The sequence below is a fragment of the Chromobacterium sp. CCUG 76385 genome, from assembly GCF_059916625.1.
The window spans coordinates 39,607-63,058 of record NZ_JAUCGU010000008.1; the positions used below are offsets into that span (position 1 = coordinate 39,607).

Annotated in this window: 27 protein-coding genes and 1 other RNA gene; 13 read left to right on the top strand and 15 right to left on the bottom strand. The window is 60.1% G+C overall.

Annotated elements, in window-relative coordinates; translation table 11 throughout:
- The first annotated feature begins 1 nt into the window (after position 1).
- The 5 genes from QUG01_RS07615 to QUG01_RS07635 all read left to right on the top strand — a co-directional run bounded on the left by QUG01_RS07615 (position 2) and on the right by QUG01_RS07635 (position 3,884).
- Positions 2-574 (top strand): uracil-DNA glycosylase family protein, encoded by a 573-nt coding sequence (locus tag QUG01_RS07615; protein ID WP_500829600.1) that lies wholly within the window; start codon positions 2-4, stop codon positions 572-574.
- 101 nt (positions 575-675) lie between these two features.
- Positions 676-1,944: a nitronate monooxygenase gene (locus QUG01_RS07620; protein WP_500829601.1), complete on the top strand. Its 1,269-nt coding sequence runs from the start codon at positions 676-678 to the stop codon at positions 1,942-1,944.
- A gap of 355 nt (positions 1,945-2,299) precedes the next feature.
- Positions 2,300-2,998 (top strand): GTP cyclohydrolase I, encoded by a 699-nt coding sequence (gene folE / locus QUG01_RS07625; RefSeq protein WP_103320574.1) that lies wholly within the window; start codon positions 2,300-2,302, stop codon positions 2,996-2,998.
- A gap of 15 nt (positions 2,999-3,013) precedes the next feature.
- Positions 3,014-3,436: a BLUF domain-containing protein gene (locus QUG01_RS07630; RefSeq protein ID WP_500829602.1), complete on the top strand. Its 423-nt coding sequence runs from the start codon at positions 3,014-3,016 to the stop codon at positions 3,434-3,436.
- A gap of 43 nt (positions 3,437-3,479) precedes the next feature.
- Positions 3,480-3,884, top strand: coding sequence for an FKBP-type peptidyl-prolyl cis-trans isomerase (locus tag QUG01_RS07635; RefSeq protein WP_500829603.1), 405 nt, complete (start codon positions 3,480-3,482; stop codon positions 3,882-3,884).
- Positions 3,885-3,953: 69 nt separating this feature from the next.
- Here QUG01_RS07635 and QUG01_RS07640 read toward each other — a convergent pair whose 3' ends face one another.
- The 5 genes from QUG01_RS07640 to QUG01_RS07660 all read right to left on the bottom strand — a co-directional run bounded on the left by QUG01_RS07640 (position 3,954) and on the right by QUG01_RS07660 (position 7,847).
- Entirely contained in the window at positions 3,954-4,442 is a 489-nt protein-coding gene (locus tag QUG01_RS07640; RefSeq protein ID WP_500829604.1) for a GAF domain-containing protein, read from the bottom strand.
- A gap of 108 nt (positions 4,443-4,550) precedes the next feature.
- Positions 4,551-5,291 (bottom strand): beta-ketoacyl-ACP reductase, encoded by a 741-nt coding sequence (locus QUG01_RS07645; RefSeq protein ID WP_043625426.1) that lies wholly within the window; start codon positions 5,289-5,291, stop codon positions 4,551-4,553.
- A 113-nt stretch (positions 5,292-5,404) separates the two neighbouring features.
- Positions 5,405-6,280, bottom strand: a complete 876-nt coding sequence (rsgA, locus tag QUG01_RS07650; RefSeq protein WP_500829605.1) for a ribosome small subunit-dependent GTPase A — start codon at positions 6,278-6,280, stop codon at positions 5,405-5,407.
- Positions 6,277-6,603: a 4a-hydroxytetrahydrobiopterin dehydratase gene (locus tag QUG01_RS07655; RefSeq protein WP_103320577.1), complete on the bottom strand. Its 327-nt coding sequence runs from the start codon at positions 6,601-6,603 to the stop codon at positions 6,277-6,279. The genes rsgA and QUG01_RS07655 overlap by 4 nt, the downstream gene beginning before the upstream one ends.
- Positions 6,600-7,847 (bottom strand): M48 family metallopeptidase, encoded by a 1,248-nt coding sequence (locus QUG01_RS07660; RefSeq protein ID WP_500829606.1) that lies wholly within the window; start codon positions 7,845-7,847, stop codon positions 6,600-6,602. Before QUG01_RS07660 ends, QUG01_RS07655 begins: the two co-directional genes overlap by 4 nt.
- A 79-nt stretch (positions 7,848-7,926) precedes the next feature.
- Here QUG01_RS07660 and orn point away from each other — a divergent pair, with 79 nt between their 5' ends.
- The 3 genes from orn to QUG01_RS07675 all read left to right on the top strand — a co-directional run bounded on the left by orn (position 7,927) and on the right by QUG01_RS07675 (position 10,695).
- Positions 7,927-8,472, top strand: coding sequence for an oligoribonuclease (orn, locus tag QUG01_RS07665; protein ID WP_500829607.1), 546 nt, complete (start codon positions 7,927-7,929; stop codon positions 8,470-8,472).
- An 80-nt stretch (positions 8,473-8,552) separates the two neighbouring features.
- Entirely contained in the window at positions 8,553-10,205 is a 1,653-nt protein-coding gene (gene pgi, locus QUG01_RS07670; RefSeq protein ID WP_500829608.1) for a glucose-6-phosphate isomerase, read from the top strand.
- Positions 10,195-10,695 carry a CinA family protein gene (locus QUG01_RS07675; protein WP_500829609.1) on the top strand — a complete coding sequence of 167 codons (501 nt, stop codon included), beginning with the start codon at positions 10,195-10,197 and terminating at the stop codon, positions 10,693-10,695. Before pgi ends, QUG01_RS07675 begins: the two co-directional genes overlap by 11 nt.
- Here the strand turns inward: QUG01_RS07675 and xerC are convergent.
- The 4 genes from xerC to QUG01_RS07695 form a co-directional block, all read right to left on the bottom strand.
- Positions 10,692-11,594 carry a tyrosine recombinase XerC gene (gene xerC / locus QUG01_RS07680; protein ID WP_500829610.1) on the bottom strand — a complete coding sequence of 301 codons (903 nt, stop codon included), beginning with the start codon at positions 11,592-11,594 and terminating at the stop codon, positions 10,692-10,694. The two genes, QUG01_RS07675 and xerC, sit on opposite strands and share 4 nt — an antisense overlap.
- Position 11,595: 1 nt before the next feature.
- Positions 11,596-12,444, bottom strand: a complete 849-nt coding sequence (locus tag QUG01_RS07685; RefSeq protein ID WP_500829611.1) for an AAA family ATPase — start codon at positions 12,442-12,444, stop codon at positions 11,596-11,598.
- 68 nt (positions 12,445-12,512) lie between these two features.
- Positions 12,513-12,926 (bottom strand): TerB family tellurite resistance protein, encoded by a 414-nt coding sequence (locus QUG01_RS07690; RefSeq protein ID WP_043625403.1) that lies wholly within the window; start codon positions 12,924-12,926, stop codon positions 12,513-12,515.
- A gap of 18 nt (positions 12,927-12,944) precedes the next feature.
- Positions 12,945-13,340 (bottom strand): acyl-CoA thioesterase, encoded by a 396-nt coding sequence (locus QUG01_RS07695; protein ID WP_500829612.1) that lies wholly within the window; start codon positions 13,338-13,340, stop codon positions 12,945-12,947.
- A 165-nt stretch (positions 13,341-13,505) separates the two neighbouring features.
- Between QUG01_RS07695 and QUG01_RS07700 the strand changes: the two genes are divergently transcribed.
- A complete protein-coding gene (locus tag QUG01_RS07700; RefSeq protein ID WP_071110580.1) occupies positions 13,506-13,955 on the top strand; it encodes a universal stress protein in 450 nt (149 codons plus the stop codon).
- A 71-nt stretch (positions 13,956-14,026) separates the two neighbouring features.
- Here QUG01_RS07700 and QUG01_RS07705 read toward each other — a convergent pair whose 3' ends face one another.
- Together QUG01_RS07705 and ffs are read right to left on the bottom strand one after the other, a co-directional pair.
- Entirely contained in the window at positions 14,027-14,350 is a 324-nt protein-coding gene (locus QUG01_RS07705; protein ID WP_043625385.1) for a helix-turn-helix domain-containing protein, read from the bottom strand.
- Positions 14,351-14,611: 261 nt separating this feature from the next.
- Positions 14,612-14,710: signal recognition particle sRNA small type (ffs, locus tag QUG01_RS07710), an RNA gene on the bottom strand.
- A 159-nt stretch (positions 14,711-14,869) separates the two neighbouring features.
- Here ffs and argE point away from each other — a divergent pair.
- Together argE and QUG01_RS07720 are read left to right on the top strand one after the other, a co-directional pair.
- Positions 14,870-16,036 (top strand): acetylornithine deacetylase, encoded by a 1,167-nt coding sequence (gene argE / locus QUG01_RS07715; protein ID WP_500829613.1) that lies wholly within the window; start codon positions 14,870-14,872, stop codon positions 16,034-16,036.
- Positions 16,037-16,166: 130 nt separating this feature from the next.
- Positions 16,167-17,549, top strand: a complete 1,383-nt coding sequence (locus QUG01_RS07720) for a sodium-dependent transporter (RefSeq protein WP_500829614.1) — start codon at positions 16,167-16,169, stop codon at positions 17,547-17,549.
- Between the two features lie 45 nt (positions 17,550-17,594).
- Here QUG01_RS07720 and QUG01_RS07725 read toward each other — a convergent pair whose 3' ends face one another.
- Positions 17,595-18,128: a hypothetical protein gene (locus QUG01_RS07725; RefSeq protein WP_500829615.1), complete on the bottom strand. Its 534-nt coding sequence runs from the start codon at positions 18,126-18,128 to the stop codon at positions 17,595-17,597.
- A 10-nt stretch (positions 18,129-18,138) separates the two neighbouring features.
- Here QUG01_RS07725 and QUG01_RS07730 point away from each other — a divergent pair, with 10 nt between their 5' ends.
- Both QUG01_RS07730 and QUG01_RS07735 read left to right on the top strand, forming a co-directional pair.
- Positions 18,139-19,344, top strand: a complete 1,206-nt coding sequence (locus QUG01_RS07730) for an amino acid aminotransferase (RefSeq protein WP_500829616.1) — start codon at positions 18,139-18,141, stop codon at positions 19,342-19,344.
- A 341-nt stretch (positions 19,345-19,685) separates the two neighbouring features.
- Positions 19,686-20,039, top strand: a complete 354-nt coding sequence (locus QUG01_RS07735; RefSeq protein ID WP_500829617.1) for a hypothetical protein — start codon at positions 19,686-19,688, stop codon at positions 20,037-20,039.
- A 56-nt stretch (positions 20,040-20,095) separates the two neighbouring features.
- On the opposite strand, the gene QUG01_RS07740 is transcribed toward QUG01_RS07735, so the two are convergent.
- The 3 genes from QUG01_RS07740 to QUG01_RS07750 all read right to left on the bottom strand — a co-directional run bounded on the left by QUG01_RS07740 (position 20,096) and on the right by QUG01_RS07750 (position 23,285).
- Complete coding sequence (locus QUG01_RS07740) at positions 20,096-20,752, bottom strand: TetR/AcrR family transcriptional regulator (protein ID WP_043625371.1); 657 nt, start codon at positions 20,750-20,752, stop codon at positions 20,096-20,098.
- A gap of 69 nt (positions 20,753-20,821) precedes the next feature.
- Positions 20,822-21,667 carry a mechanosensitive ion channel domain-containing protein gene (locus QUG01_RS07745; protein WP_500829618.1) on the bottom strand — a complete coding sequence of 282 codons (846 nt, stop codon included), beginning with the start codon at positions 21,665-21,667 and terminating at the stop codon, positions 20,822-20,824.
- A gap of 7 nt (positions 21,668-21,674) precedes the next feature.
- Positions 21,675-23,285, bottom strand: a complete 1,611-nt coding sequence (locus QUG01_RS07750) for a peptide chain release factor 3 (protein ID WP_500829619.1) — start codon at positions 23,283-23,285, stop codon at positions 21,675-21,677.
- Positions 23,286-23,452: the final 167 nt, after the last annotated feature.

The following is a 23,452-nucleotide window of genomic DNA, read 5'->3' on the forward strand; positions in this document are numbered from 1 at the left end:
TGTGGAGGCGCTGCTGCTGGATATCGCGGCTTGCCGGCACTGTGAGGCGTATTTGCCGCACAGTCCGCGCCCGGTGCTGCGGGCTGCGCCGAATTCCCGCATTCTGCTGGCGGGTCAGGCGCCGGGGCGCAAGGTCCACGAAAGCGGCATTCCCTGGCAGGATGCGAGCGGCGAGCGTTTGCGAGATTGGTTGGGTGTGGATGCGGCGCAGTTCTATGATGCAAGCCGCTTCGCCATTGTGCCTATGGGTTTTTGCTACCCGGGCGCCGGGCGCAGCGGCGACCTGCCGCCCAGGCCGGAGTGCCGGGCGCTGTGGCATCCGAGGCTCATGCCTTTGCTGCGCGATGTCAGGCTGGTGCTGGCCGTGGGCGAGTATGCGCAGGCCTATCATCTGCCGCAGCGCAATAAAACGCTGACCGAGACGGTGGCGGCCTGGCGCGAATACTGGCCTGCCGTTGTGCCGCTGCCGCACCCCAGTCCGCGCAATCAGTTGTGGTTGCGGAGAAATCCCTGGTTTGAGAGCGAGTTGCTGCCGGCGTTGCGGATTTTGGTGAGAGAGACGTTGGCTGGATAGGCCGGCTGCGCCGGGCGCCATGAGCAAAAACTCTAAAAATGTGGATTTTCCGTTTTTTGCGGGTGATAATCCGCCCCAGCACTTAGGGGAGAGCCGTCAAAATGAAGTGTGTTGATGATTTTCGCCTGCAGCTGGGCAACAAGCAACTAGTGCCGATCATGATCGGCGGCATGGGGGTGGATATTTCCACTGCCAGGTTGGCGTTGGAAGCTGCCAGGCTTGGCGGCGTCGGCCATATATCCGACGCGATGGTGCCGACGGTGACGGATCGCCGTTTCGACACCAAGTTCGTCAAGACCAAGCTGGCGAAGTACAAATTCAATGTGGACAACCCGGATAAGTCGGTTGTCCAGTTTGATCTGGGCGTGTTGGAAGAGGCCACGCGGCTTCACGTCGGCAACGCCATGCAGCAGAAGCAGGGCGATGGCCTGATCTTCATCAATTGCATGGAAAAGCTGACCATGAACGCGCCCAAGGAGACGCTGCGGGTGCGCATGCGCGCCGCCTTGGATGCCGGCATCGACGGCATCACGCTGGCGGCCGGCCTGCACCTGGGTTCGTTCGCGCTTATCGAGGATCATCCGCGGTTTCGCGATGCCAAACTCGGCATCATCGTGTCCTCGCTGCGCGCCCTGCAGCTGTTCCTGAAAAAGAACGGCCGTTGCGGCCGGATGCCGGATTATGTGGTGGTGGAAGGGCCGTTGGCCGGCGGCCACCTCGGTTTCGGCATGGACTGGGCCGAGTACGATCTGGCAAGCATCTTTACTGAAATCCGCGACTGGTTGAAAGCCGAGCAGCTGGATATCCCGCTGATTCCGGCTGGCGGCATTTTCACCGGCAGCGACGCTGCGGGTTTCTTGGAAGCCGGCGCCGGCGCGGTGCAAGTGGCGACCCGTTTCACGGTGACGCGCGAATGCGGCTTGCCGGAGAAGGTGCAGCAGGAGTATTTCAAGGCCGACGAAGACGATATCGAGGTCAATCAGCTGTCACCCACCGGTTATCCGATGCGGATGATCAAGGGTTGTCCGGCGATTGGCGACAGCATCCGACCCAATTGCGAGGCTTACGGCTATCTGCTGGATGCGAAGGGTGGCTGCTCCTATATCGAGGCTTATCATAAAGCGCATGAAGCCCATCCGGGCGAGCGCCGCGTGCCCGTTTGGGAAAAGACCTGCCTGTGCACCCATATGCGCAATTTCGACTGCTGGACCTGTGGCCACTATGCGTATCGTCTGAAGGACACCACGCATCGTCTGGCGGACGGCAGCTACCAGTTGCTCAGCGCGGAACATGTATTCCACGATTACCAATACAGCACGGATCATAAGATTGCGCTGCCTAAGCGCGAGGTATGCCTGCTGGCCGGTTGAGCCTCAGTGCATGCAGTCAGAACGGCATTCGCTTCCATGCAAGCGGATGCCGTTTTTCTTTGACCTGCCGCATGCGGCGCGTCAAGGACTGTTCATGCCAAATCATTTTGTTGATGTTCGCGGTCTACTTATATAGCATTGACGTTTTGAGCGAGTTGCCCGGGAGAAAGCCGCTGGCGTAGCCGTGGATGCGGGTTGCGGATGGCGAGGTTTGCATGCCGTCATCAGCTGCACTACCATCGGCTCACTATGCCAAGCTGGCTATGAAGAATTCAGGCCCGATGCTATCTTCCGCCATGGGTGATTGGTGTATATTCGAAATGATTTCCATTTTCTTGCGAACTAATAATCAACAATGAGCAAAACCGACAAGCAGAACCAGCCGGAATCCGTTTCCCAAAAGATTCGCTACCGTTTGCAAGAGGCCGGCGCGCGTTTCCATGCTAACGATAATATCGCCGACTATATCGAAGACGGCGAACTCGATGCGCTACAAGACGAAGTCCAGGCTAAATTGAAAACAGTGTTGGAGAGCCTGGTCATCGACATCGAGCATGATCACAACACGCATGAGACGGCCAAGCGCGTGGCCAAGATGTTTGTGCGCGAAGTGTTCCGCGGTCGTTATGTGCCGATGCCGCCCAGCACCGAGTTTCCCAATGTGGAGCGCTTGAACGAATTGATGATCGTTGGGCCGGTGACCGTGCGCAGCGCCTGCTCCCATCACCTGTGCCCCATCATCGGCCGGGTGTGGGTAGGGGTGATGCCGAACGAGAATTCCAATCTGATCGGCTTGTCGAAATACGCCAGGCTGATCGAGTGGGTGATGTCCCGCCCGCAAATACAGGAAGAGGCGGTTTCGCAAATCGCCGACCTGCTGATGCGCAAGCTGCAGCCTAATGGCCTGGCCATCGTGATGGAGGCCGACCACTTCTGCATGCACTGGCGCGGCGTGAAGGACAGCAATAGCAAAATGACCAATAGCGTGATGCGAGGATCGTTCCTGACGGATGCCACGCTGCGCCGGGAATTCCTGTCGCTGATGCATAAATGATCGAGGAGCATGGCCATGCTGGTTCGCCTGATTTACTGCAGCCGGGCGCAACAACCGATAGAACAGGCGCTGGTGGATGATATTCTGCTAGCGGCGCGCAAGTATAATCCGCCGTTGGGCATCACCGGCCTCCTGTGTTACAGCAAGGATGTGTTCGTGCAGGTGCTGGAGGGCAGCAGGGTCCATGTCAGCCGTCTGTATCTGAAGCTGGCGCGCGACGCCCGCCATCATTCGCTGACCTTGTTGTCGTTCGCGGAAATCGAGCAGCGCAAATTCGCCAATTGGAGCATGGCCGAGGTGGCGTTGGATCAGTTGAACGCCTCCATCCTGCTGCGCCACTCGTCCTTGCCCGTGCTGAACCCGTTCATCATGCCGGGCGCCAGCGTCGAACGCCTGCTGGAGGATCTGGCCGAATCCGGCACGATTCAGTACCGCTAGCGGTGGCTGGCGGTGTTCTTATATTTTTCCCGATGAAGGAGTTATGTTGCTGAACCGCATTGTTCCCGCTCTGGCGCTGCTGGCGCTCGCCGCATCGGCCCAGGCCGCAGCTACGCAGACCTTGCCGTCTGGCGTCACGGTCGAAATCCTGAGCCAGGGCAAGGGCGTCAAGCCCAAGCCCACCGATACCGTCAAGGTCAACTATCGCGGCACATTCAAGGATGGACGCGAGTTCGACAGCTCGTACAAGAATGGCGGCCCGATCAGCTTCCCGCTGAATCGGGTGATTCCGTGCTGGACGCAGGGCGTCAGCGCCTTGACCGTGGGCAGCAAGGCCAAGCTGTTCTGCCCGGCGGCCACCGCTTACGGCAGCCGCGGCGCTCCAGGCGCGATTCCGCCGAATACCGATCTGTACTTCGAGGTGGAGTTGCTGGATATCCAGAAATAATCGCGGAGCGATCCATGCGATGAAACAGGCCCGCTGCTGGCGGGCCTGTTTCATTATCGTGGCGGCGTGTCAGGCCGGGAATAAGGCGCCCAGCGGCGCTACGATGCGTTCCAGATAGTCGGCATCGATCTGATCGAAACTGGCCAATTGGTCGGAGTCGATATCCAGCACCGCCACCACTTTGCCGGAGGCGTCGCGCACGGGCACCACCACTTCGGAGCGGGCGCTGGATGAGCAGGCGATATGGCCGGGGAAGGCGTCCACGTCCTCCACCAGCTGCGTGCGGTTCTGCGCCCAGGCGCTGCCGCAAACGCCGCGGCCATGCGGGATTCGGGTGCAGGCGATCGGCCCCTGGAAGGGGCCGAGCACCAATTGCTCGCCCTTGACCAGATAGAAGCCGGTCCATAACCAGCCAAAAGTCATGGCCAGGGCGGAGGATAGGTTGGCCAGCGCGGCGATGACGTCGGTTTCGCCATCAATCAGGGCGTGCGCCTGCGGCAGCAGCGTCCGGTACTTGTCTTCCTTGTTGTCGCCTTCGATGATCAGATTTTCTGCCATGGGTATTGCGCATTCGGGTTGGGGAAGGCAATAGCATACACGGGTTGGCCAAAAAGAAAACGCCGCCCTGGGCCGGGCGGCGTGTCAGTGTGCGGAGCCTTGGCGGACTTACATCATGTGTTGGCCGCCGTTCATCGCGATATTGCTGCCGGTGATGAAGCCGGCGTGTTCGGAGCTGAGGAAGCCGACCAGCGCGGCGATCTCCTCCGGCTTGCCAAGACGGCCGACCGGAATCTGCGCGATGATCTTGTTGCGCACGTCTTCCGGCACCGCCATGACCATTTCGGTGGCGATGTAGCCCGGGGAGATGGTGTTGACTGTCACGCCCTTCTTGGCGACTTCCTGCGCCAGGGCCATGGTGAAGCCGTGCATGCCGGCCTTGGCCGCGGAGTAGTTGGTCTGGCCAAACTGGCCTTTCTGGCCATTGATGGACGAGATATTGATGATGCGGCCGAAACCGGCTTCCAGCATGCCGTCCAGCACCGGCTTGGTCATGTTGAACACCGAATCCAGATTGGTGCGGATGACGGCGTCCCAGTCGTCCTTGGTCTGCTTCTTGAAGCTGGCGTCGCGGGTGATGCCGGCGTTGTTGACCAGAATGGAAACCGGGCCGAGATCCTTGACGATGCGCGCCACCATGGACTGGCAGGCGGCGAAATCGGCAACGTCGCACTGGTAGCAGTGGATGTCGGTGAAGCCCAGGCCTTTCATGTCGGCCAGCCAGGCTTGTTCACGGCCTGATTTGCTATAGGTGGTGACTACGGTGTGGCCGGTTTCGGCCAGAGTCTTGCAAATGGCGGTTCCGATACCGCCCATGCCGCCGGTGACTAGCGCGATTTTTTTCGTCATGATGCTGGCTCCTCTTTTGGTGTTGAGTTTATGCTTGCGTAATACTGAACCCCTTTTCTTACAGAATATTTAGCGCGATATAAAAAGTAAATAAGAAGTGTGTGCTTGCTTATTTACAAAGGCGCTTTCGACAGCTCCTGCGTCAAACGCTGCAATAAGCCCAGTCTATGCGCCGCAATCTCGCCTTTTTCCGCGGCATTCATGATCGCACAATTAGGTTCGACCCGGTGCGTGCAGTTATGGAAACGGCACTGTCCAATATACCTGCGCAGCTCCGGGAAATAATGAGTCAGATCAACTGCTTTAAGGTGCTTCAAGCCAAATTCTTGCAGGCCGGGCGAATCAATCAGATGGCTGCTTTCGTCCAGGTGGTAAAGCGTGGCGTGGGTGGTGGTATGACGACCGGAATCCAGCGCGGTGGAGATGTCGCCAATGCGGGCGTTGGCCTCAGGCAGCAGGGCATTGGTCAGGGTGGACTTACCCATTCCGGATTGCCCGACCAAAACGCTGGTCTGCCCTTGCAGCAAGGGTTTCAGCGGGGTGAAGTCCTGTTTGGCCGACAGTGTAACCAGCTTGTATCCAAGTTTCACATACAGTTGCAATTTTTCCAGCAGCGCGGCGGTTTCCGGCAGGTCGCATTTATTGACGACGATGACAGGCTCGATGTCTCCGGCCTCGGCCGCGATCAGGCAGCGGCACAGCAGCTCCTCATTCGGCGAGGGCACGGCGGCGATGACGAACAGGATGCGCGTGACGTTGGCCGCGATGACCTTGGTCTTCCAGTCGTCCTGGCGGTATAGCAGGCTGCGCCGCTCGTGAGAGCGCTCGATCACCGCCTGTTCCTGGTTCTGTACCAGGATGTCCACGATATCGCCGCAAGCGTAGTCGACGCGCTTGCCGCGGGTGGTGCAGTCATAGGTTTGGCCGTTGGCTTCAACGATGAAGCGACGGCCGTGGCTGCGGATGATTTGACCAACGCTGGCTGTCATGGGCGCTTGATCAAGGCTTCGGTCTTGGCTGCGCAGATGAAGTCGTTCAGTGTCAGCCCGCCGGCATCGTGAGTGCTGAAGTTCACGACGACTCGGTTGTAATGGACTGACAGATCCGGATGATGGTCTTCCTGATGGGCGATCCAGGCCAGCGCGTTCACAAAGGCCATCGTTTCATGGTAGTTGGCGAAACGATAGGTCTTGTTCAGCTCGATGCCGGCGATCTGCCATTCCGGCAGCGAGGACAGCAGTTGCTTGACCGTGTTGTCAGCCAGCGGGCTCTGGCCGTGTTGCGGGGTGCAGGACAATTCCAGCAGATTCATGCGTGGTTTCCTTTCAGATGTTGGATGCGCAGCGCGGCGGGCGGGTGCGAATCATAGAACATGGAGTGGATAGGGTCCGGCGTCAGCGTGGACGCGTTGTCGCGGTACAGTTTGACCAGAGCGCCGATCAGATCGTCGGCGCGGGTCTGTTCCGAGGCGAAATCGTCCGCCTCGTATTCATGCCGGCGCGACATGCGGCTGGACAGCGGCGTCAGCGGGAAGGTGAACGCCGGCGTTGCGGTGAAGAACAGGATCAGCGCCATCGCGGTGCTCGGCACGGTGACGCCGAGTCCGGCGTAGAACCACGGCGCGTGCAGCAGTTGGCCCAGCGCCCACAGCAGCGCCAGCGACAGGCCAAAGGCCATGGCGATGCGCTTGACGATGTGGCGGCGTTTGAAGTGGCCCAGCTCATGCGCCAGGACGGCCTCGATCTCGGCGTGGCTGAGCTGCGACAGTAAGGTGTCGAAGAACACGATGCGCTTGGCGGAACCAAAGCCGGTGAAATAGGCATTGCCATGGCTGGAGCGGCGCGAGCCGTCCATGACGAACACGCCCTGGCTCTTGAAGCCGGCTCTTTGCAGCAACGACTCGATGCGCGTCTTCAGCGCATCGTCCTGCAGCGGCTGGAACTTGTTGAACAGCGGGGCGATCACCGTGGGGAAGATGGCCACCATCAGCAACTGGAAAGCCGACCACACCAACCACACCCACAGCCACCATAGCGGCCCGGAAATGTCCATCAGCCACAACACCAGGGTCACCAGCGGCAGGCCGATGAGGGCGCCGATCAGCAGTCCCTTGACCTGATCCATCAGGTAGAGATCGATTGTCGTCTTGTTGAAGCCGAAGCGGGCCTCGATGCCGAATGTGCCGTACAGGCTCAGCGGCAGCGAAACCAGGCCGCTGATCACGGTAACGGCGGCGATCAGCGCCAGGCCGGACAGCAGCGGCTGGGCAAACCATTGCAGCGTGTGGACGGCCAGCCATTGCAGGCCGCCGCCGAAAGTCAAGCCGGCGATCAGCGCGGTGTCCAGCCAGGCCGACAGCAGGCCGAGCCGGGTCTTGGCGATGGTGTAATCGGCGGCATGGCTGTGCTGCTCCAGGGTGATGCTGTCGCGGAAGGCCGCGGGCACCTGCTTGCGGTGGCGGGCGATATGGCGGATGTGTCGTCCGCCCAGCCACAGTTTCAGACTCAACGTCAACGCCAGCGCGCAGGCGAACAGTAGGGAAAATGCGTCGGTCATGGGTATCGATATGGGTGTCGGGTTTGCCGCCGCGGCGGCAATGAAGGAAAATGGCAGGGTTTTCTCAAGATTGGCTAGTATGGCACAAGATACCAATAACCTCATCTGGCTCGACATGGAAATGACGGGCCTGAATCCGGATACCGATCGCATCATCGAAGTGGCGATGATCGTCACCGACAGCCAGCTGAATGTGGTGGCCGAGTCGCCCGTGCTGGTGATCCACCAGCCGGACGCCGTGCTGGACGCGATGGATGACTGGAACAAGAACACGCACGGCAAGAGCGGGCTGATCGAGAAGGTGAAAAACTCCGCGGTCAGCGAGGCCGAGGCGGAGCAGGCGCTGCTCGAGTTCATGATGCAGTATGTGCCCGAACGGACCACGCCGATGTGCGGCAACACCATTCATCAAGACCGCCGCTTTATGGCGCGCTGGATGCCCAAGCTGGAGGCTTACTTCCACTATCGCAATCTGGACGTATCCACCCTGAAAGAGCTGTGCAAGCGCTGGAAGCCGGAAGTGGCCAAGGGCGTGGTCAAGCGCGGCAAGCATGAAGCGTTGGCGGACATCCTCGAGTCTATCGAGGAGATGCGCTACTACCGCGAACATTTCCTCAAGCTATAAGCGCGAGGCAAGCCATCGGTGAGGGGCCGGCCCTTGGGCCAGCCTTTTTTTCCATTCTTGATATTCCATCGGCAGAAAACATGGCCGCACACCGCCACATCGACATCAATAGCACGCCAACCTGGGCCAAGCTGCATCAGCATCAGCGGGCGACGCGCCAGATGCATATGCGCGAACTGTTTCAACTGGACCCGAACCGCTTCCAGCGCTTCTCGTTGGAGTTGGACGGCTTGTTGCTCGATTATTCCAAGAACCGGATCACCGAGCGCACGCTGGAGTTGCTGTTCGATCTGGCCCGGGCGGCGGATCTGAAAGGCTGGATGGAGCGGATGCGCGATGGCGCGCGCATCAATATCAGCGAAGACCGCGCCGTGCTGCATACCGCGCTGCGCCTGCCGGAAGACGCCAGCCTGGTGGTGGATGGCCAGGATGTGGTGGCGGATGTGCATCGGGTGCTGCGGCGGATGCGCGATTTCAGCGACAAGGTGCGCGACGGCGCTTGGCTGGGTTTTGACGGCCAAAGGATTCGGGATGTGGTGAATCTTGGCATCGGCGGCTCGGATCTGGGGCCGCTGGTGGTCAAGGAAAGCTTGTCCGCCTATGCGCATCCGGAGTTGAATGTCCATTTCGTGTCGAATGTCGATGGCCAGCATCTGGCGCGGACGCTGGAGAAGCTGCATCCAGCCACCACGTTGTTCATCGTGGCTTCCAAATCGTTCACCACGCCGGAAACGCTGCTGAACGCCCAGGCCGCGCGCGGCTGGTTCCTGCAGGCGGGGACGGAGGCCGATATCGCCCGCCATTTCGTGGCCGTGTCCACCAATGAGCCGGCGGTGCGGGCTTTCGGCATCGATCCGCAGCATATGTTTGGCTTCTGGGATTGGGTGGGGGGACGCTACTCGGTGTGGTCCGCCATCGGCTTGCCGGTGATGCTGTCGGTAGGCTACGACCATTTCCGGGCCTTTCTCGACGGCGGTCACGCCATGGACCGGCACTTCTTCGAGTCGCCGTTCGAGGCCAATATGCCGGTGCTGCTGGCGCTCATCGGCATCTGGTACAACACCTTCTATCGGGCGCATACTCATGCCATCATGCCCTACGATCATGGCTTGCGGCGCTTGCCGGCCCACATCCAGCAACTGGATATGGAGTCCAACGGCAAGCGGGTGGGGCGCTGCGGCGAGGTGCTGGATTTCGACACCGGGCCGGTGATCTGGGGCGAGGAGGGCGCCAACAGCCAGCATGCCTTTTTCCAACTGCTACACCAGGGCACGCGCTTGGTGCCGTGCGACTTCATTCTGCCGCTGAACAGCCATTATCCGCTGGGCAATCAGCACGATGTGCTGGTGGCCAACTGCCTGGCGCAGACCGAGGCCTTGATGCGCGGCAAGAGCGAGGCCGAGGTGATGCAGGAGCTGGGGCATTTATCGGGCGAGGCATTGGACATGCTGCTGCCGCAGAAACTGTTTCCGGGCAACCAGCCCTCCAACACGCTGGCGCTGGACAAAGTCACGCCCTATGCCCTGGGCATGCTGATGGCTTTGTATGAGCACAAGGTGTTTGTGCAGGGGGTGATCTGGGGCATCAACTCGTTTGATCAGTGGGGGGTGGAGTACGGCAAGCAGCTGGCCAGGCGCATCCTGCCGGAACTATCCGGCGACACCGGCGCGCTGTCGCACGACTGCTCCACCAACGGCCTGATCAGGCACTACAGAGAACGACATGGCAAATAGCAGACAACTGGCCGCCGACCTCGGCGCGCTGCTGCTCGGACGCGGCGAAAGCATCGCTACGGCCGAGTCCTGCACGGGCGGACTGATCGCCGCCGCCATCACCGACATTCCGGGCAGCTCTGCCTGGTTCAGTCATGGCGTGGTCAGCTACGGCAATCAGGCCAAACAGCAGTTGCTGGGCGTACAGGCGTCGTCGTTGATGGATCACGGCGCGGTCAGCGAACGGGTGGTGCGGGAAATGGCCATCGGCGTGCAGACGCTGGCCGATGCCGACTGGGCTGTGGCGGTTTCCGGCATTGCCGGGCCGGATGGCGGTTCGCCGGAAAAGCCGGTGGGCCTGGTCTGGCTGGCCATCGCCCATCCCGGGGGGCAGACGGAGGCCTGGAGTTGCCACTTTGGCGGCGACCGCGAAGCCGTCCGGCGGCAAACTGTGGAAGAAGCGTTGGCGCGGCTGCTGCAGCGCATCCATGGCCACGCGCGAGCGGCTTAATTGTCTTCGTCGGTGTCGGGTTTGGCGGGCGCTTGCCGCGCCCGGGGGTGCGCCTGGTCATAGACCTTGGCCAGATGCTGGAAGTCGAGCGCGGTGTAGATTTGCGTGCTGGACAGGTTGGCGTGGCCCAGCAGCTCCTGCACTGCCCGCAGATCACCTGAGGACTGCAGCAGGTGGGAAGCGAAGGAGTGGCGCAGCATGTGCGGATGGACATGCTGGCTGGCGCCGGTTTTGATGGCCCAGTCGCGCAACCGTTTTTCTATCTGGCGGCCGCCCAGGCGGCGGCCGTGGCGGCCGGTGAATAGCGCCGGCTCGTCTATGGCTGCCTGGCGTTGCGCCAGCCATGCTTGCAGCCGGCGCATCGCTTCCGCGCCTATCGGCGCCAGTCTTTCCTTGCCGCCTTTGCCGCGAATCCGCAATAGCTGATCGGAGAAATCCACGTCTTGCAGATTCAGGCCCACTGTTTCCGACAGGCGTAGCCCGCAGCTGTAGATCAGCTCGAAGATGGCGCGGTCCCGCGCATCCAGTTCGTCATCGCCTTCCATCCTGTCCAGCAGCGCCGCCGCGCCATCGACCGGCAGCGCCTTGGGCAGCAGCTTGTCGCGTTTCGGCGCGCGCAAGGCGCTGGCGGGGTTGTCTTCGCGTTGTCCGCTTTGCTGTAGCCATTGATAGAATTGGCGCCAAGCGGAAAGCCGTCGCGCCAGGCTGCGGCTGCCCAGGCCGCGGGCATGTTGTTGCGCCAATGCTTTGCGCAAGTCCGTTGCTTGGGCTTCGGCCAGGATTTTGGGCTGCAACTGGCCGGTCAGCGTTTCCAGATCGGCGCGATAGCCCGCCAGTGTGTGCGGGCTGCGGCCGGCGACGGTCAGGTGGTCGATGAAGCGGGCGATGTCGTCGCGCATGTCAGCGCCGCAACCGCGCCATCTGCATCAGTCGATCAAACAATTGCAGATCCTGTTCGTTCTTCAGCAGCGCGCCGGCAAGCGGCGGCGGCGCGTTGCGCTCCTGCCGCGCGGCAAGCTCGGTTTCGCTGATGGCTTCGCCGGTCAGTAATTTCAGCCAGTCCAGCAGCTCTGAGGTGGTGGGTTTCTTTTTCAGGCCCGGCAGCTCGCGGATGGAGAAGAACACTTCCAGCGCCTGCTGCACCAGCTGCTGGCGGATGTTGGGGAAGTGGGCGTCGACGATGGATTGCATCGTCTCGGCGTCCGGGAAGCGGATGTAGTGGAAGAAACAACGGCGCAGGAAGGCGTCCGGCAGCTCCTTCTCATTGTTGGAGGTGATGATGATGATGGGGCGTTGTTTGGCGCGCACGAATCGCTGCGTCTCGTGAACGAAGAATTCCATCTGATCGAGTTCGCGCAGCAGGTCGTTGGGAAACTCGATGTCCGCCTTGTCGATTTCGTCGATCAGCAGCACTGGCGCTTGATCGGCTTCGAAGGCCTGCCACAGCTTGCCCTTGACGATGTAGTTGGCGATGTCGTGGACTTTCGGGTCGCCCAGCTGCGAATCGCGCAGCCGCGACACGGCATCGTATTCGTACAGGCCGTGCTGCGCCTTGGTGGTGGACTTGATCGGCCAGACGATCAGCTCCCGGCCCAGGCTGGTGGCGACTTCTTCGGCCAGCATGGTTTTGCCGGTGCCGGGCTCGCCCTTGATCAGCAGCGGGCGTTGCAGGGCGATGGAGGCATTGACGGCCATCATCAGGTCGTCGGTGGCGATATAGCGTTCGGTGCCAGTAAAACGGGTATTCATTGAGTCAACTATGGCAATGGGTGAGAGAAAGGGGCGCGGCTGCAAGGCAGGCGCCCCGGGCATGCGGATCAGCGGGCGAACTCGCGCTCCAGGTCGTCCAGCGTGATGCTCCAGCTTTTCATCATGTGGCTGAGCAGGGCCATTTCGCTGTCGCTGATGGTGCCGTCGGATTTGGCGATGTCCATCGCCAGCACGCAGGTCAGGATGCGCTTGCGCCGGTCGCTAACCTCGGCCAGCAGGTTGTCTACCCGCTCGCGATCCAGCAGGCGGATGGAGCCGTCTTCGCCGGCTTCGTCGGAAAGGTCGTCGCAGTAGTCGCGCAGCACTTGGGCAAACTGTTTGCGCGGCAGATTGATCAGGTGGTAGACGTGCAGCTTTTCCAGCAACTCGAGTTCGCGCGGGTCCATATTGCCGTCTGTGATCATGAACATGGCCAGGAGCCTGGCCATCGCCTCTGGGCTGTTGGGCGAGTAATTTCTCATGGCGCTATTCCTTATTTGCTATTGGCTAAGCTTTCCGGTAAAGGCTTCCGGCATTAGGGCGACTTTGCGTGTCTGATAATCGAAGAAGACGACACCTGTTTTCAATCTTGCCACTTCTTTGCAGCTGTTGTCATCGACTGCCTGATAAATCAGATCGAAACCATGACGGTTGATGTCGTCGGCGCCGAGGCGAAAGCGCAAGGCATCGCCATGAAAGGCCTCGGCGCGGTAGCAAATGGCGGTGTCCGCCACGATCAGCCCCAGTCCTTCCACTTGCAGCTCATGCCGGTAGCCGAGCGATTTCAGCCAACGCAGCCGCGATTCGTGGGCTAGCCGCAGCACCGCGTCGTTGCCCAGATGGCCGGCGTAGTTGATGTCGCTGATCCGGATGTCCAGCGTGGTCTCGAAAAACATGCGCTCTGGAAGTTCAAGTTTGATGCGTGCCATGGCTTGGTATACTGAAAAGGTGAGAGGCGGATATGGCCTTTATGTCTATAAGACCTAATCTGTGTCAAACATCATGATGCGGGTCTTGATAGACTGGGAGTGTAAGCCAAATTCATATAGGAGCTGCATGTCATGTATCAGAAAATCTTTGTGCCGGTGGATGATAGCGACACCTCCATGATGGCGCTGATTGAAGCTTGCAAGCTCGCCAAGGCGTTCGCTTCGACGGTTCGGCTGGTTCATGTTGTCGATCTGGCGCAGTTTGGCTGGGGCGGTACCGAGTTCCTGGATGCGACGGAGCTGCAGAAGTCGATCAAGCAGGCCGGGGAGCAGGTGCTGCAGCAGGCGGTGGAGAGGGCGAGATCGCTGGGCGTCGAGTCGGAGTGCCAGATTCTGGAGAGCTGGGGCGACAAGATCGCCTTGGTGTTGGCCGATGACGCCAGCGCCTGGGGCGCCGATCTGATCGTGATGGGCACGCACGGTTTGGGCGGACTGATGCATTTGCTGATGGGCAGCGTGGCTGAGGGCGTGCTCAAGGTGGCGGATGTGCCGGTATTGCTGGTCCGTTATGCCGGGGAGTAGGCGGCGTCAAGCGGCAAAAAAGCCGACGCGGGTAGGCCGCGTCGGCTTTGTTTCTCTTATATTTATGGCAATCAGTTGGCGGCCGCTTCGGCGCCGCCTTCCTGAGCTTCGATCTTGGTGCGAACCGCTTTGCGCAGGCTCTTGTACAGATCGGGGTGGGTTTCCTTCAGGTATTCCACAATCTCGAAATCTTCGCGGCGTACCTTGGACAGGTCGATTTGCTCGACGTGAACCAGGCGCAGCAGCTCGCGTACCGGTTTCGGCATGTTGCGGCCGCTTTCGTAGCGGGAGCCGCCGGACTGGGTAACGCCGATGCGGCTCCAGAACTCTTGCTGATTCAGGCCGAGCTTGCGGCGGATTTCCCGCGGGTTCGGGATCTTTTCAAACAGTTTCATGAGTGTTCCTCTCGTATCTGAAACAAATGGTTCTAATATTTTTTAGGACTTCGCCCTGCTTACTAAAAATAGCAAAAAAAATCCAACAGGAATATTTATGATGCAGGGAAATTAGTGAAGTTCCATGAATTTGAAAATTCAGTTTTGCTAATGTTAGCGCAATCTTATTGTCAAGGACAATGGGATTTTGCGAGGTCGGCGAAAAAAGACGCCTGACTGTCGCAAATCTGCAATCATCTTGACGGGTAATTCTGGGGGAGGGGTGGCGAGCCTGAACCCCGGCACTTGCACTAAGTAACTGTGGCTGCTTCCTTCCGGACCTGACCAGGTTCGCTACCGTGCAATGCGGGGAGGCCCGCCATAGAGAAAACGGATTGTATTCAATATTCGACTATTTGACAAGCATTTTTATGCGGCCGCTCTTGGCGCAGATGCGAATGATTCGCCGCTATTGCCGACCGCCGGGCTTGGGTGCAGACTCAACGGCAACGCCATATCCAGAATTCGCCGAGTCCGACTATGAATCCAACCGTTGTCCCGTTGCTGGCCGAACTGATCCGTTTCGATACCACCAGCCGCCACTCCAATCTGCAATTGATAGAGTGGGTGCAGGCTTATCTTGCCGGCTTTGGTCTGGCCTGCAGGCTCACCTACGATGATGATGGCGGCAAGGCCAATCTGTTCGTGCGCATCGGCAAGCCGGGATTGCCGTTGATCGTGCTGTCCGGGCATAGCGATGTGGTGCCGGTTGATGGGCAGCAGTGGCGCTACCCGCCGTTCGAACTGACCGATGGCGGCGATGGCCGGCTCTATGGCCGCGGCAGCGCGGATATGAAGGGCTTCATCGCCTGCGTGCTGGCGCAGGTGCCTTTGTTTGTGCAATTGGCGAATGAGGACCGATTGAGGCAAGGCATAGGCATTGCCTTGTCCTACGACGAGGAGGTGGGTTGCCTCGGCGTGGGGAGGCTGATCGATGGGCTGCTTGCCGATGGCGAGTCGATTGCCGGCTGCCTGGTCGGCGAACCCACTTCGATGCGTCCGGTCATCGCGCACAAGGGCATTGCCCATTACCGTTGCAAGGTGAAGGGGCGCGCCGCGCACTCCTCGTTGACGCCGCATGGGGTCAACGCCATCGAATACGCCGCCAGGCTGATCACCCATGTCCGCAAGCTGGCCGACGCCGAAGCCGCGTTCGGCCATCAGCAGCCGCTGTACGATGTGCCGTTCACCACCATGCAGACAGGGTTGATCCATGGCGGCGTGGCGTGCAATATCGTGCCGGCAGATTGCGAATTCATGTTCGAGTGCCGCTGGCTGCCCGGCGACGAGCCGCAACGCTTGGTCGCCTCGGTAGCGGATTATGCCGAGACGCTGCTGGTGGAGATGCGTCAGGTCGCGCCGGAGGCGGACATCGTGATCGAGCCTGTGGTGTATAGCCCGGCATTCGAGTCCGACCCGGCTTCGGAAATACGCCATTACGTGGCCAGCCTGTGCGGTTGCGAGGGCGGCGCAGGGGTGGCTTACACCACCGAGGCGGGGTTGTTCAGCCAGGCGGGCATGCCATGCGTGGTGCTGGGGCCGGGCTCGATAGAACAAGCGCATCGACCGGACGAGTATATAGAGAAGACCCAGTTATCGGCCTGCTTCGACTGGCTGGGAGCGTTGACTAGCAAGCTGATCAAATAGACTCAAAAAAAGTTTTGCCTGGAGCTGCGTTAGGCCTCAAAATCCCGGCCTTGTAGTATCGAAGGTCAATGAGAGCCCGCCCGGACGACCTCCGCGCGGGCTTCTTTCTTAGGTGGTAGAGAGAAAAACAATGAGTCAGGACAAAACAAAATCGGGTGGAGCGGCCAAGGCGCGTGACGGATTCACTTCCAGCTTCGGCGTGCTTGCGGCCACCTTGGGGTCAGCGGTCGGTCTGGGCAATATCTGGAAATTCCCATATCTGACCGGCACCAATGGCGGAGCAGGTTTCTTGGTGGTGTATGTGCTGGCCACGCTGGTGGTCGGCTTGCCGGTGATGATTTCCGAGATCATGCTGGGCCGCAAGGCCAAGCGCGACGCGGTGACCACGTTGGCGACGCTGGCCCCGAAGGGGCAGCCGTGGTGGTTGATCGGGGCATTCGGCGTGTTTGCCGCCTTCCTGATCATGGCCTTCTATTCCGAAGTGGCGGCCTGGGTGTTCGCCTACATCTTCAAGGCCATTGGCGGCGATATCCTGTCGCGCGATCCCAAGGTGACGTCGGGCGCATTCACCGCCTTGATTTCCGATCCGGTGCAGTCGCTGCTGTGGCAGTGGCTGGTGCTGGCGTTGATCGGCGGCATTCTGCTATTGGGCGTTTCCAAAGGCATTGAGGCGGTAACCAAGAAGCTGATGCCGCTGCTGTTCGTGCTGCTGGTGGTGATAGGCGTGCGCAGTTTGATGCTGCCGGGCGCCAGCCAAGGCTTGGCCTTCCTGTTTACGCCTGATTTTTCCAAGATCAGCGCCGGCGTGGTGCTGACGGCGGTGGGTTTGGCCTTCTTCAAGCTGTCCATCGGCATGGGCACCATGATCACCTACGGCAGTTATTTCCGCGACGATCAGAACATCCCGGCCACTACCTTCCGCGTGATGTGCGCCGACTTGTTCGTGTCCTTGCTGGCCGGCATCGCGATCTTCCCGGCGGTATTCGCTTTTGGCTTCCAGCCGGCGGCGGGGCCGTCGCTGCTGTTCATCACCATTCCGGCGGTGTTCGCCAGCATGCCGCTGGGCCACGTCTTCATGGTGGTGTTTTTTGTGCTGACGGCGATTGCCGCCACCGGCGCGATGCTGTCCATTCTGGAGGTGCCGGTATCGGTGCTGAGCGAGCGTTTCGGCATCAGCCGCGTCAAGGCGACCGTGATCAATCTGCTGCTGTTGGCCGTGGTGGGCTCGGGCTGCGCCTTGTCCAATAGCCTGGCGGCGGATTTCAAGCTGCACGGCATGACCATGTTCGATCTGTTCGACTTTGTCACATCGAATGTGCTGATGCCCTTGGGCGGGATCTTCCTGTGCCTGTTCACCGGCTGGGTGTGGGGCTATGACCGCTTCCGCGACGCGTTGAGCAATGGCGGCAAACTGAATAACGAGGGCTTGCTCCGGGTGCTGTTCATCGTGTTGCGCTTCGTATCGCCGGCCTTGATTCTGGTGGTGATGTTGAAGGGCTTGAAAGTGTTCTAAAAAACAAGGGCCGGACCATGCAGTCCGGCCTTTTTTCTGGCGGATTCAAGTCGGGGAGCCGTCTTCGTCGCCGCTGATGACGGGCGGAGGCGCGAAGCCGTTGATGTCGCGGGCGCTTTTCTCCAGCAGCAGCACGATGGAGGTGTTCAGCGCGCCGAAGGCCCAGCTGATCAGCATGAATACGGAATAGGCCGTCAGCTTGTCGGCGAATAACGGGTGTCCATGCAGGGTGAGTTCGGCAGGGCCGAATACGGAGTAGAAGACGACGGTTGCGAGCACGGCGATGATGAATGAGGGCCAGAACAACAGAATGCCTTTTCTCATGTTTGTCTCCATGTGGCGTAAAATCGGCAGGATGACGACGGATAGGGCTTTTTGCTTGTCGATCTTGCCATCATAGGCGATTTGGACGCCGAGTGGCGCAATATCCTGCCGCGCTGGCCAGGCGTCGGGCCTGTCGGCGCCGGCCCTGGCCGTGTTAGACTGTTGTTCGACAGCGAACAACGTGCCTTCGAAAGGCAACAACGCAATCCGTTTTTCATGGTCGACTGAAGCGTGTCGGCCCATCTGCAAATTCATGGAGTCTGATATGACCTCTTCGATCTTCGCCGGCGTGGAGCTGGCGCCCCGCGACCCCATTCTTGGTCTGAATGAAGCCTTCAATGCCGATGCCCGCAGCACCAAGGTGAATCTTGGCGTGGGCGTCTATTCCAACGATGACGGCAAGATTCCGCTGCTGGCGGCGGTGCAGGCGGCGGAGAAGGCCAGGCTGGAGGCGCTGCCCGCGCGCGGCTATCAGCCTATCGAAGGCTCCGCGGCTTACGACGCGGCGGTGCAGAAGCTGCTGTTCGGCGCCGACAGCGAGCTGCTGTCGGCTGGCCGGGTGGTGACCGCGCAGGCCTTGGGTGGCACCGGTGCCTTGAAGATAGGCGCGGACTTCCTGAAGCGGCTGAACCCTGCTGCCAAGGTTTACATCAGCGACCCGTCGTGGGAGAACCATCGCGCCTTGTTCGAGTCGGCCGGCTTTGAAGTGGAAAACTATCCGTACTACGAGGCGGCCACGCGCGGCGTCGATTTCGCCGCGATGAAGGCGCGTCTGGCATCGCTGGCCGCCGGCTCCGTCATCGTGCTGCACGCCTGCTGCCACAATCCGACCGGCGCCGATCTGTCCGCCGCGCAATGGGAAGAAGTGGTGTCCGTTTGCCGCGAGCGCGGCCTGGTGCCGTTCCTGGACATGGCTTATCAAGGCTTCGCCGACGGCATCGACGCCGATGCGCTGGCGGTTCGCCTGTTCGCTGTGTCCGGCCTGCAATTCTTCATCGCCAGTTCCTTCTCCAAGAGCTTCTCGCTGTATGGCGAGCGCGTGGGCGCCTTGTCCATCGTAACGTCCGGCAAGGATGAGTCGTCTCGCGTGCTGTCGCAGCTCAAGCGAGTGATCCGCACCAACTATTCCAATCCGCCTATCCATGGCGCGGCCATTGTGGCGGCGGTGCTGTCCAGTCCGGAACTGCGTCGCCAGTGGGAGGAAGAGCTGGCCGGCATGCGAGACCGCATCCGCGCCATGCGCGTGGCCTTGCTGGAAGCGATCAAGACGCATGGCGTGGCCGCCGATTTCTCGTTCATCACGGCGCAGCGCGGCATGTTCTCGTATACCGGCCTGACCGCGGCGCAAGTCGAGCGTTTGCGCGAAGAGTTCGGCATCTATGCCGTTTCCACCGGACGGATCTGCCTGGCTGCGCTGAACAGCAAGAATGTCGATTACGTGGCGTCGGCGATCGCCAAGGTGCTGGTCTGAGGCCTTGTCGCGTAACGATGGAAAAAACCCGGCTAGCCGGGTTTTTTTACGCGCGTCGCTAAGTAAATAAACTGAATTTCTTTGTCAATTTTTATTGCTTTTGTCATTTATTGGTTTCGGGTGTGACATGCGCGCCATGCCGCCAGTGTCCAAAAGTACAGTTCTAATCCCTTGAGTATGGGTTTTCCCTAGGCGGGCATTGTCTCGGCAGGCAATTGTCCGCATGATGAGGGTAGACATCAGTGAATGTCGGATTGCCGAGCCTGGGCCACAAGCCTTGCGCGATGCAGTCACAATAATCCAATAGCTTGTTTATGAGGGGGAACCCTCGGGGTAGAGCCATGACTACAACTTTTCCTGAAGTGTTGGTGCTGCAGGCTTTGACTGCAGGTGCTTTTGATGCGGACGATGCCGATGTCCGCAACAACTTGGGGCTGCTGGGATTGCTGGATGTGTATTCCCGCGATGGCCGCTTCCGTTTGACTGTGTCGTTGGAGCCTGTGGACCCGGATGCGCCGTCGACGCTGTGGAATCTGGAGGCGGAGATGGAAGTGTGCGCGGATGGCGCGGTGGCGCGGCAGGGCGGGCGTCAGCTTGAATACATCGGCACCAAGCCGGGCAATTATTTGCGCGAGCTGCTGGCTGCCGGCGAACTGGGTGACTACCTGGTGCCGGGGGCGGCTCAGGCGGCCTGACGCATGCGGTAAAGCATAAACAGCAAAGCCACCTTGGGGTGGCTTTGCTGTTTTGGTCATGACGCTTTTTGCGCAGTGTGTCTTTCGTACAAAGACCGGAAGGCGTGCATGTATTCCGGCTGCACATAGGGCTTGAGCAGGGCTAGCACCTGCAGGACACCGCGGTGGCCGGACTCCTCGGTGATGGGCGCCTTGGGGCGGGATGTCTGCTCGAAGGCGAACCAGAATTTCACTACCAGCCAGATATTGATGCTGACCGCCTCGATATCCTCTTCATCCATTTTCAACAGTCCCAGGCGGATGAATTCGCGGAAGTGTTCGCCCAGTATGTTCTTCAGCTCGGTGTTGACGAACTGATGGTACTCGGACTGCATCTGCGGATTGCGAGCCAGTAGGCCGGGCAAATCGTAGAACATGAAGCGGAACTGCCACATGGCCAGGAAGGCGGTGTCCAGATAGTTGACCAGATCATCGACCGTCATTTTGCGGTCTTCCGGCACGGCCAGACGCTGGTTAATGAACTCCCTGTACATTATGAAAATCTGATATACGATTTCCTCTTTATTGCGGAAATGGTAATACAGATTGCCCGGGCTGATGCCCAGGTGGGCTGCGATATGGTTGGTGGTGATGCTGCGCTCGCCCTGTTCGTTAAACAGCTTGAGGCTTTCCTGGATGATGCGGTCGTAGGTTTTGATTCTGGTTTTACTCATGAGGCACCGGCTGGTGAGGGCTTCGCGTAGCGCAATTGTATACGATGTTTGGAGTTCTTACTCTATTTCTTAGTCGGCGGCTGCCGGATAGCAGGCGCCCATGAACTGATGCAGGATGGCCTGTTCGATACGTTGCCTTTCGCGGGCGGGAATGGCGATGCGCAAGATCAACTGATAGCGCTTTTCGTCGACTGGCTGAATGGAAATGCGCGGCTCCACCGACGGGATGTCCACCAGGTAGCGTTTGGCCATTTCTTCCATGTGCTGGCGCGCCAATTCCATATGCGGCAGGCAGGTGTTTTCCGCGGCCGCCATCAGCAGGCGCTCGGCCTGGACTGGCGGCACGATGTAGGCGAGCGGCACATTGATGATGTGCATCACGTATTCGCCCATATAGTTTTCCCGTATCACCGGCGTTGACAGCAGCAGGCTGTTGGGGAAGGTCAGCGCGCGGCCGGTCATTTGATGCGAGCTGTGATTGGGGCCGATTTCCATCACGGTGGTCGACAACAGGCCGATGTCGACCACGCGGCCGCGCACCGCGCCCAACTCGATATGATCGCCCAGGCCGTAGCTGTTGGACATCTGGCGGACGACGCCGCCGGACAGGCACATGATCAGCTCCTTGGTGGCCAGGATCAGCGCGGCGGCGAAGGCCAGCATGGAAACGGCCAGCGTCTGCAGCTCATTGGCCCAGATGAAGCCGATGCCTGCCAGTCCGGTAAGAAACAGGCCGTTGCGGGTGTTGATCGACCAGCGGCGGCGCTCCTCGACCGGCACGCCCTGATTCGCCGCCAGCAGCCGGTCGACTACGATGCGGATGATCAACAGCGTCAGGATCAGCAGCAGCGAGCGGGTAATCTCGTGCGAGTAGTTTTCCCGCAGGAAGGCGATCAGGTCGAGGAAGGTGCGCATGGGCCGCTTAGTCGTTCAGTTTGACCGCGTGTTCGCGCGTCTCGTGGAACACGATGTCCGGCCAGCGCTCCTGCGTCAGCTGCAGATTGACGCGGTTGGGCGCCAGATAAGCGAGGTTGCCGCCGGCGTCGGTGGCGATGTTCATCTGCAGCGTCTTGACGAATTCATCCAGCTTCTTGCGGTCGTCGCAGGTGAACCAGCGCGCCGACCAGATGCTGGCCGATTCAAAAATCGCGTCCACGCCGTATTCGGCGGCCAGACGGCTGGCTACCACCTCGAACTGCAGCACGCCGACCGCGCCCAGGATCAAATCGCCGCCGCTGTGCGGTTTGAACACCTGCACCGCGCCTTCCTCGCCCAGCTGTTGCAGGCCTTTTTGCAGCTGTTTCAGCTTCAGCGGGTTCTTGATGCGCACCGAGCGGAACATTTCCGGCGCAAAGAACGGGATGCCGGTGAAGGCCAGCTCTTCGCCTTCGGAGAAGCTGTCGCCGATCTGGATGTTGCCGTGGTTGGGGATGCCGATGATGTCGCCGGCAAACGCTTCTTCCACGATCTCGCGGTCGTGCGACATGAAGGTCACCACCGAGCTGGCGGAGATTTCACGGTTCAGGCGCAGATGCTTCATCTTCATGCCGCGCTCGAACTGGCCGGAGCAGACGCGCAGGAAGGCGATGCGGTCGCGGTGCTTCGGGTCCATATTGGCCTGGATTTTGAACACGAAGCCGGAGAACTTGGCTTCCTTCGGGTCCACGCTGCGCACGGTGGCGTCGCGCTGTTGCGGCGCCGGCGCCCAGTCGATCAGCGCGTTGAGGATCTCGCGCACGCCGAAGTTGTTGATGGCGGAGCCGAAGAATACCGGCGTCAGCTCGCCGGCCAGGAATTCGTCCAGATTCCACTCGTTGGACGCGCCTTTGACCAGTTCGATCTCCATGCGCAGCTGTTCCATTTCCAGCGGGAACAGTTCGTCCAGGCGCGGGTTGTCTATGCCTTGGATCACTTCGATGTCGGATACCAGCTTCTCGGCGCCGGCCTCGAACAGGATCACCGCGTCGTTCAGCAGGCTGTACACGCCGCGGAAGGTCTTGCCCATGCCGATGGGCCAGGTGATGGGCGAGCAGCGGATCTTCAGCACGTTTTCCACTTCGTCCAGCAGTTCCAGGCTGTCGCGGACTTCGCGGTCGCACTTGTTCATGAAGGTGACGATGGGCGTGTTGCGCAGGCGGCAGACATTCAGCAGTTTGATGGTCTGCTCTTCCACGCCCTTGGCCGCGTCGATCACCATCAGCGCGCTGTCCACGGCGGTCAGCACGCGATAGGTGTCTTCGGAGAAGTCCTGGTGGCCCGGGGTGTCCAGCAGGTTGACCGTGTGCTCGCGGTAATCGAACTGCATCACCGACGACGCCACCGAAATGCCGCGCTGTTTTTCGATCTCCATCCAGTCGGAGGTGGCGAACTTGCCGCCTTTCTTGCCCTTCACGGTGCCGGCCATCTGGATGGCGCCCGAGAACAGCAGCAGTTTTTCCGTCAGCGTGGTTTTACCGGCGTCGGGGTGGGAGATGATGGCGAAGGTGCGGCGGTGCGCAACTTCTTCGGCGATGCGGGCGAGTTCGACGGACATGGAGTGACTTGCTTGGAATTCGATAAAGCCGACTATTTTACCGGACTTGCCGCCCCACGGAAATCCTGTTGTCGCGGCTTTTTCGACGGATTTCAGGCTGCGAATATGGCGACGGCCTGCGCGATAGCGGGGTACAATGACGGTACTTAAGCAGATTGAAGGAGCGT

Bases quoted from the DNA above. Each gene is read 5' to 3' on its own strand.
- QUG01_RS07620 (WP_500829601.1), top strand. From the start codon at position 676: ATGAAGTGTGTTGATGATTTTCGCCTGCAGCTGGGCAACAAGCAACTA.
- folE (WP_103320574.1), top strand. From the start codon at position 2,300: ATGAGCAAAACCGACAAGCAGAACCAGCCGGAATCCGTTTCCCAAAAG.
- QUG01_RS07630 (WP_500829602.1), top strand. From the start codon at position 3,014: ATGCTGGTTCGCCTGATTTACTGCAGCCGGGCGCAACAACCGATAGAA.
- QUG01_RS07635 (WP_500829603.1), top strand. From the start codon at position 3,480: ATGTTGCTGAACCGCATTGTTCCCGCTCTGGCGCTGCTGGCGCTCGCC.
- QUG01_RS07640 (WP_500829604.1), bottom strand. From the start codon at position 4,442: ATGGCAGAAAATCTGATCATCGAAGGCGACAACAAGGAAGACAAGTAC.
- QUG01_RS07645 (WP_043625426.1), bottom strand. From the start codon at position 5,291: ATGACGAAAAAAATCGCGCTAGTCACCGGCGGCATGGGCGGTATCGGA.
- rsgA (WP_500829605.1), bottom strand. From the start codon at position 6,280: ATGACAGCCAGCGTTGGTCAAATCATCCGCAGCCACGGCCGTCGCTTC.
- QUG01_RS07655 (WP_103320577.1), bottom strand. From the start codon at position 6,603: ATGAATCTGCTGGAATTGTCCTGCACCCCGCAACACGGCCAGAGCCCG.
- QUG01_RS07660 (WP_500829606.1), bottom strand. From the start codon at position 7,847: ATGACCGACGCATTTTCCCTACTGTTCGCCTGCGCGCTGGCGTTGACG.
- orn (WP_500829607.1), top strand. From the start codon at position 7,927: ATGGCACAAGATACCAATAACCTCATCTGGCTCGACATGGAAATGACG.
- pgi (WP_500829608.1), top strand. From the start codon at position 8,553: ATGGCCGCACACCGCCACATCGACATCAATAGCACGCCAACCTGGGCC.
- QUG01_RS07675 (WP_500829609.1), top strand. From the start codon at position 10,195: ATGGCAAATAGCAGACAACTGGCCGCCGACCTCGGCGCGCTGCTGCTC.
- xerC (WP_500829610.1), bottom strand. From the start codon at position 11,594: ATGCGCGACGACATCGCCCGCTTCATCGACCACCTGACCGTCGCCGGC.
- QUG01_RS07685 (WP_500829611.1), bottom strand. From the start codon at position 12,444: ATGAATACCCGTTTTACTGGCACCGAACGCTATATCGCCACCGACGAC.
- QUG01_RS07690 (WP_043625403.1), bottom strand. From the start codon at position 12,926: ATGAGAAATTACTCGCCCAACAGCCCAGAGGCGATGGCCAGGCTCCTG.
- QUG01_RS07695 (WP_500829612.1), bottom strand. From the start codon at position 13,340: ATGTTTTTCGAGACCACGCTGGACATCCGGATCAGCGACATCAACTAC.
- QUG01_RS07700 (WP_071110580.1), top strand. From the start codon at position 13,506: ATGTATCAGAAAATCTTTGTGCCGGTGGATGATAGCGACACCTCCATG.
- QUG01_RS07705 (WP_043625385.1), bottom strand. From the start codon at position 14,350: ATGAAACTGTTTGAAAAGATCCCGAACCCGCGGGAAATCCGCCGCAAG.
- argE (WP_500829613.1), top strand. From the start codon at position 14,870: ATGAATCCAACCGTTGTCCCGTTGCTGGCCGAACTGATCCGTTTCGAT.
- QUG01_RS07720 (WP_500829614.1), top strand. From the start codon at position 16,167: ATGAGTCAGGACAAAACAAAATCGGGTGGAGCGGCCAAGGCGCGTGAC.
- QUG01_RS07725 (WP_500829615.1), bottom strand. From the start codon at position 18,128: ATGAATTTGCAGATGGGCCGACACGCTTCAGTCGACCATGAAAAACGG.
- QUG01_RS07730 (WP_500829616.1), top strand. From the start codon at position 18,139: ATGACCTCTTCGATCTTCGCCGGCGTGGAGCTGGCGCCCCGCGACCCC.
- QUG01_RS07735 (WP_500829617.1), top strand. From the start codon at position 19,686: ATGACTACAACTTTTCCTGAAGTGTTGGTGCTGCAGGCTTTGACTGCA.
- QUG01_RS07740 (WP_043625371.1), bottom strand. From the start codon at position 20,752: ATGAGTAAAACCAGAATCAAAACCTACGACCGCATCATCCAGGAAAGC.
- QUG01_RS07745 (WP_500829618.1), bottom strand. From the start codon at position 21,667: ATGCGCACCTTCCTCGACCTGATCGCCTTCCTGCGGGAAAACTACTCG.
- QUG01_RS07750 (WP_500829619.1), bottom strand. From the start codon at position 23,285: ATGTCCGTCGAACTCGCCCGCATCGCCGAAGAAGTTGCGCACCGCCGC.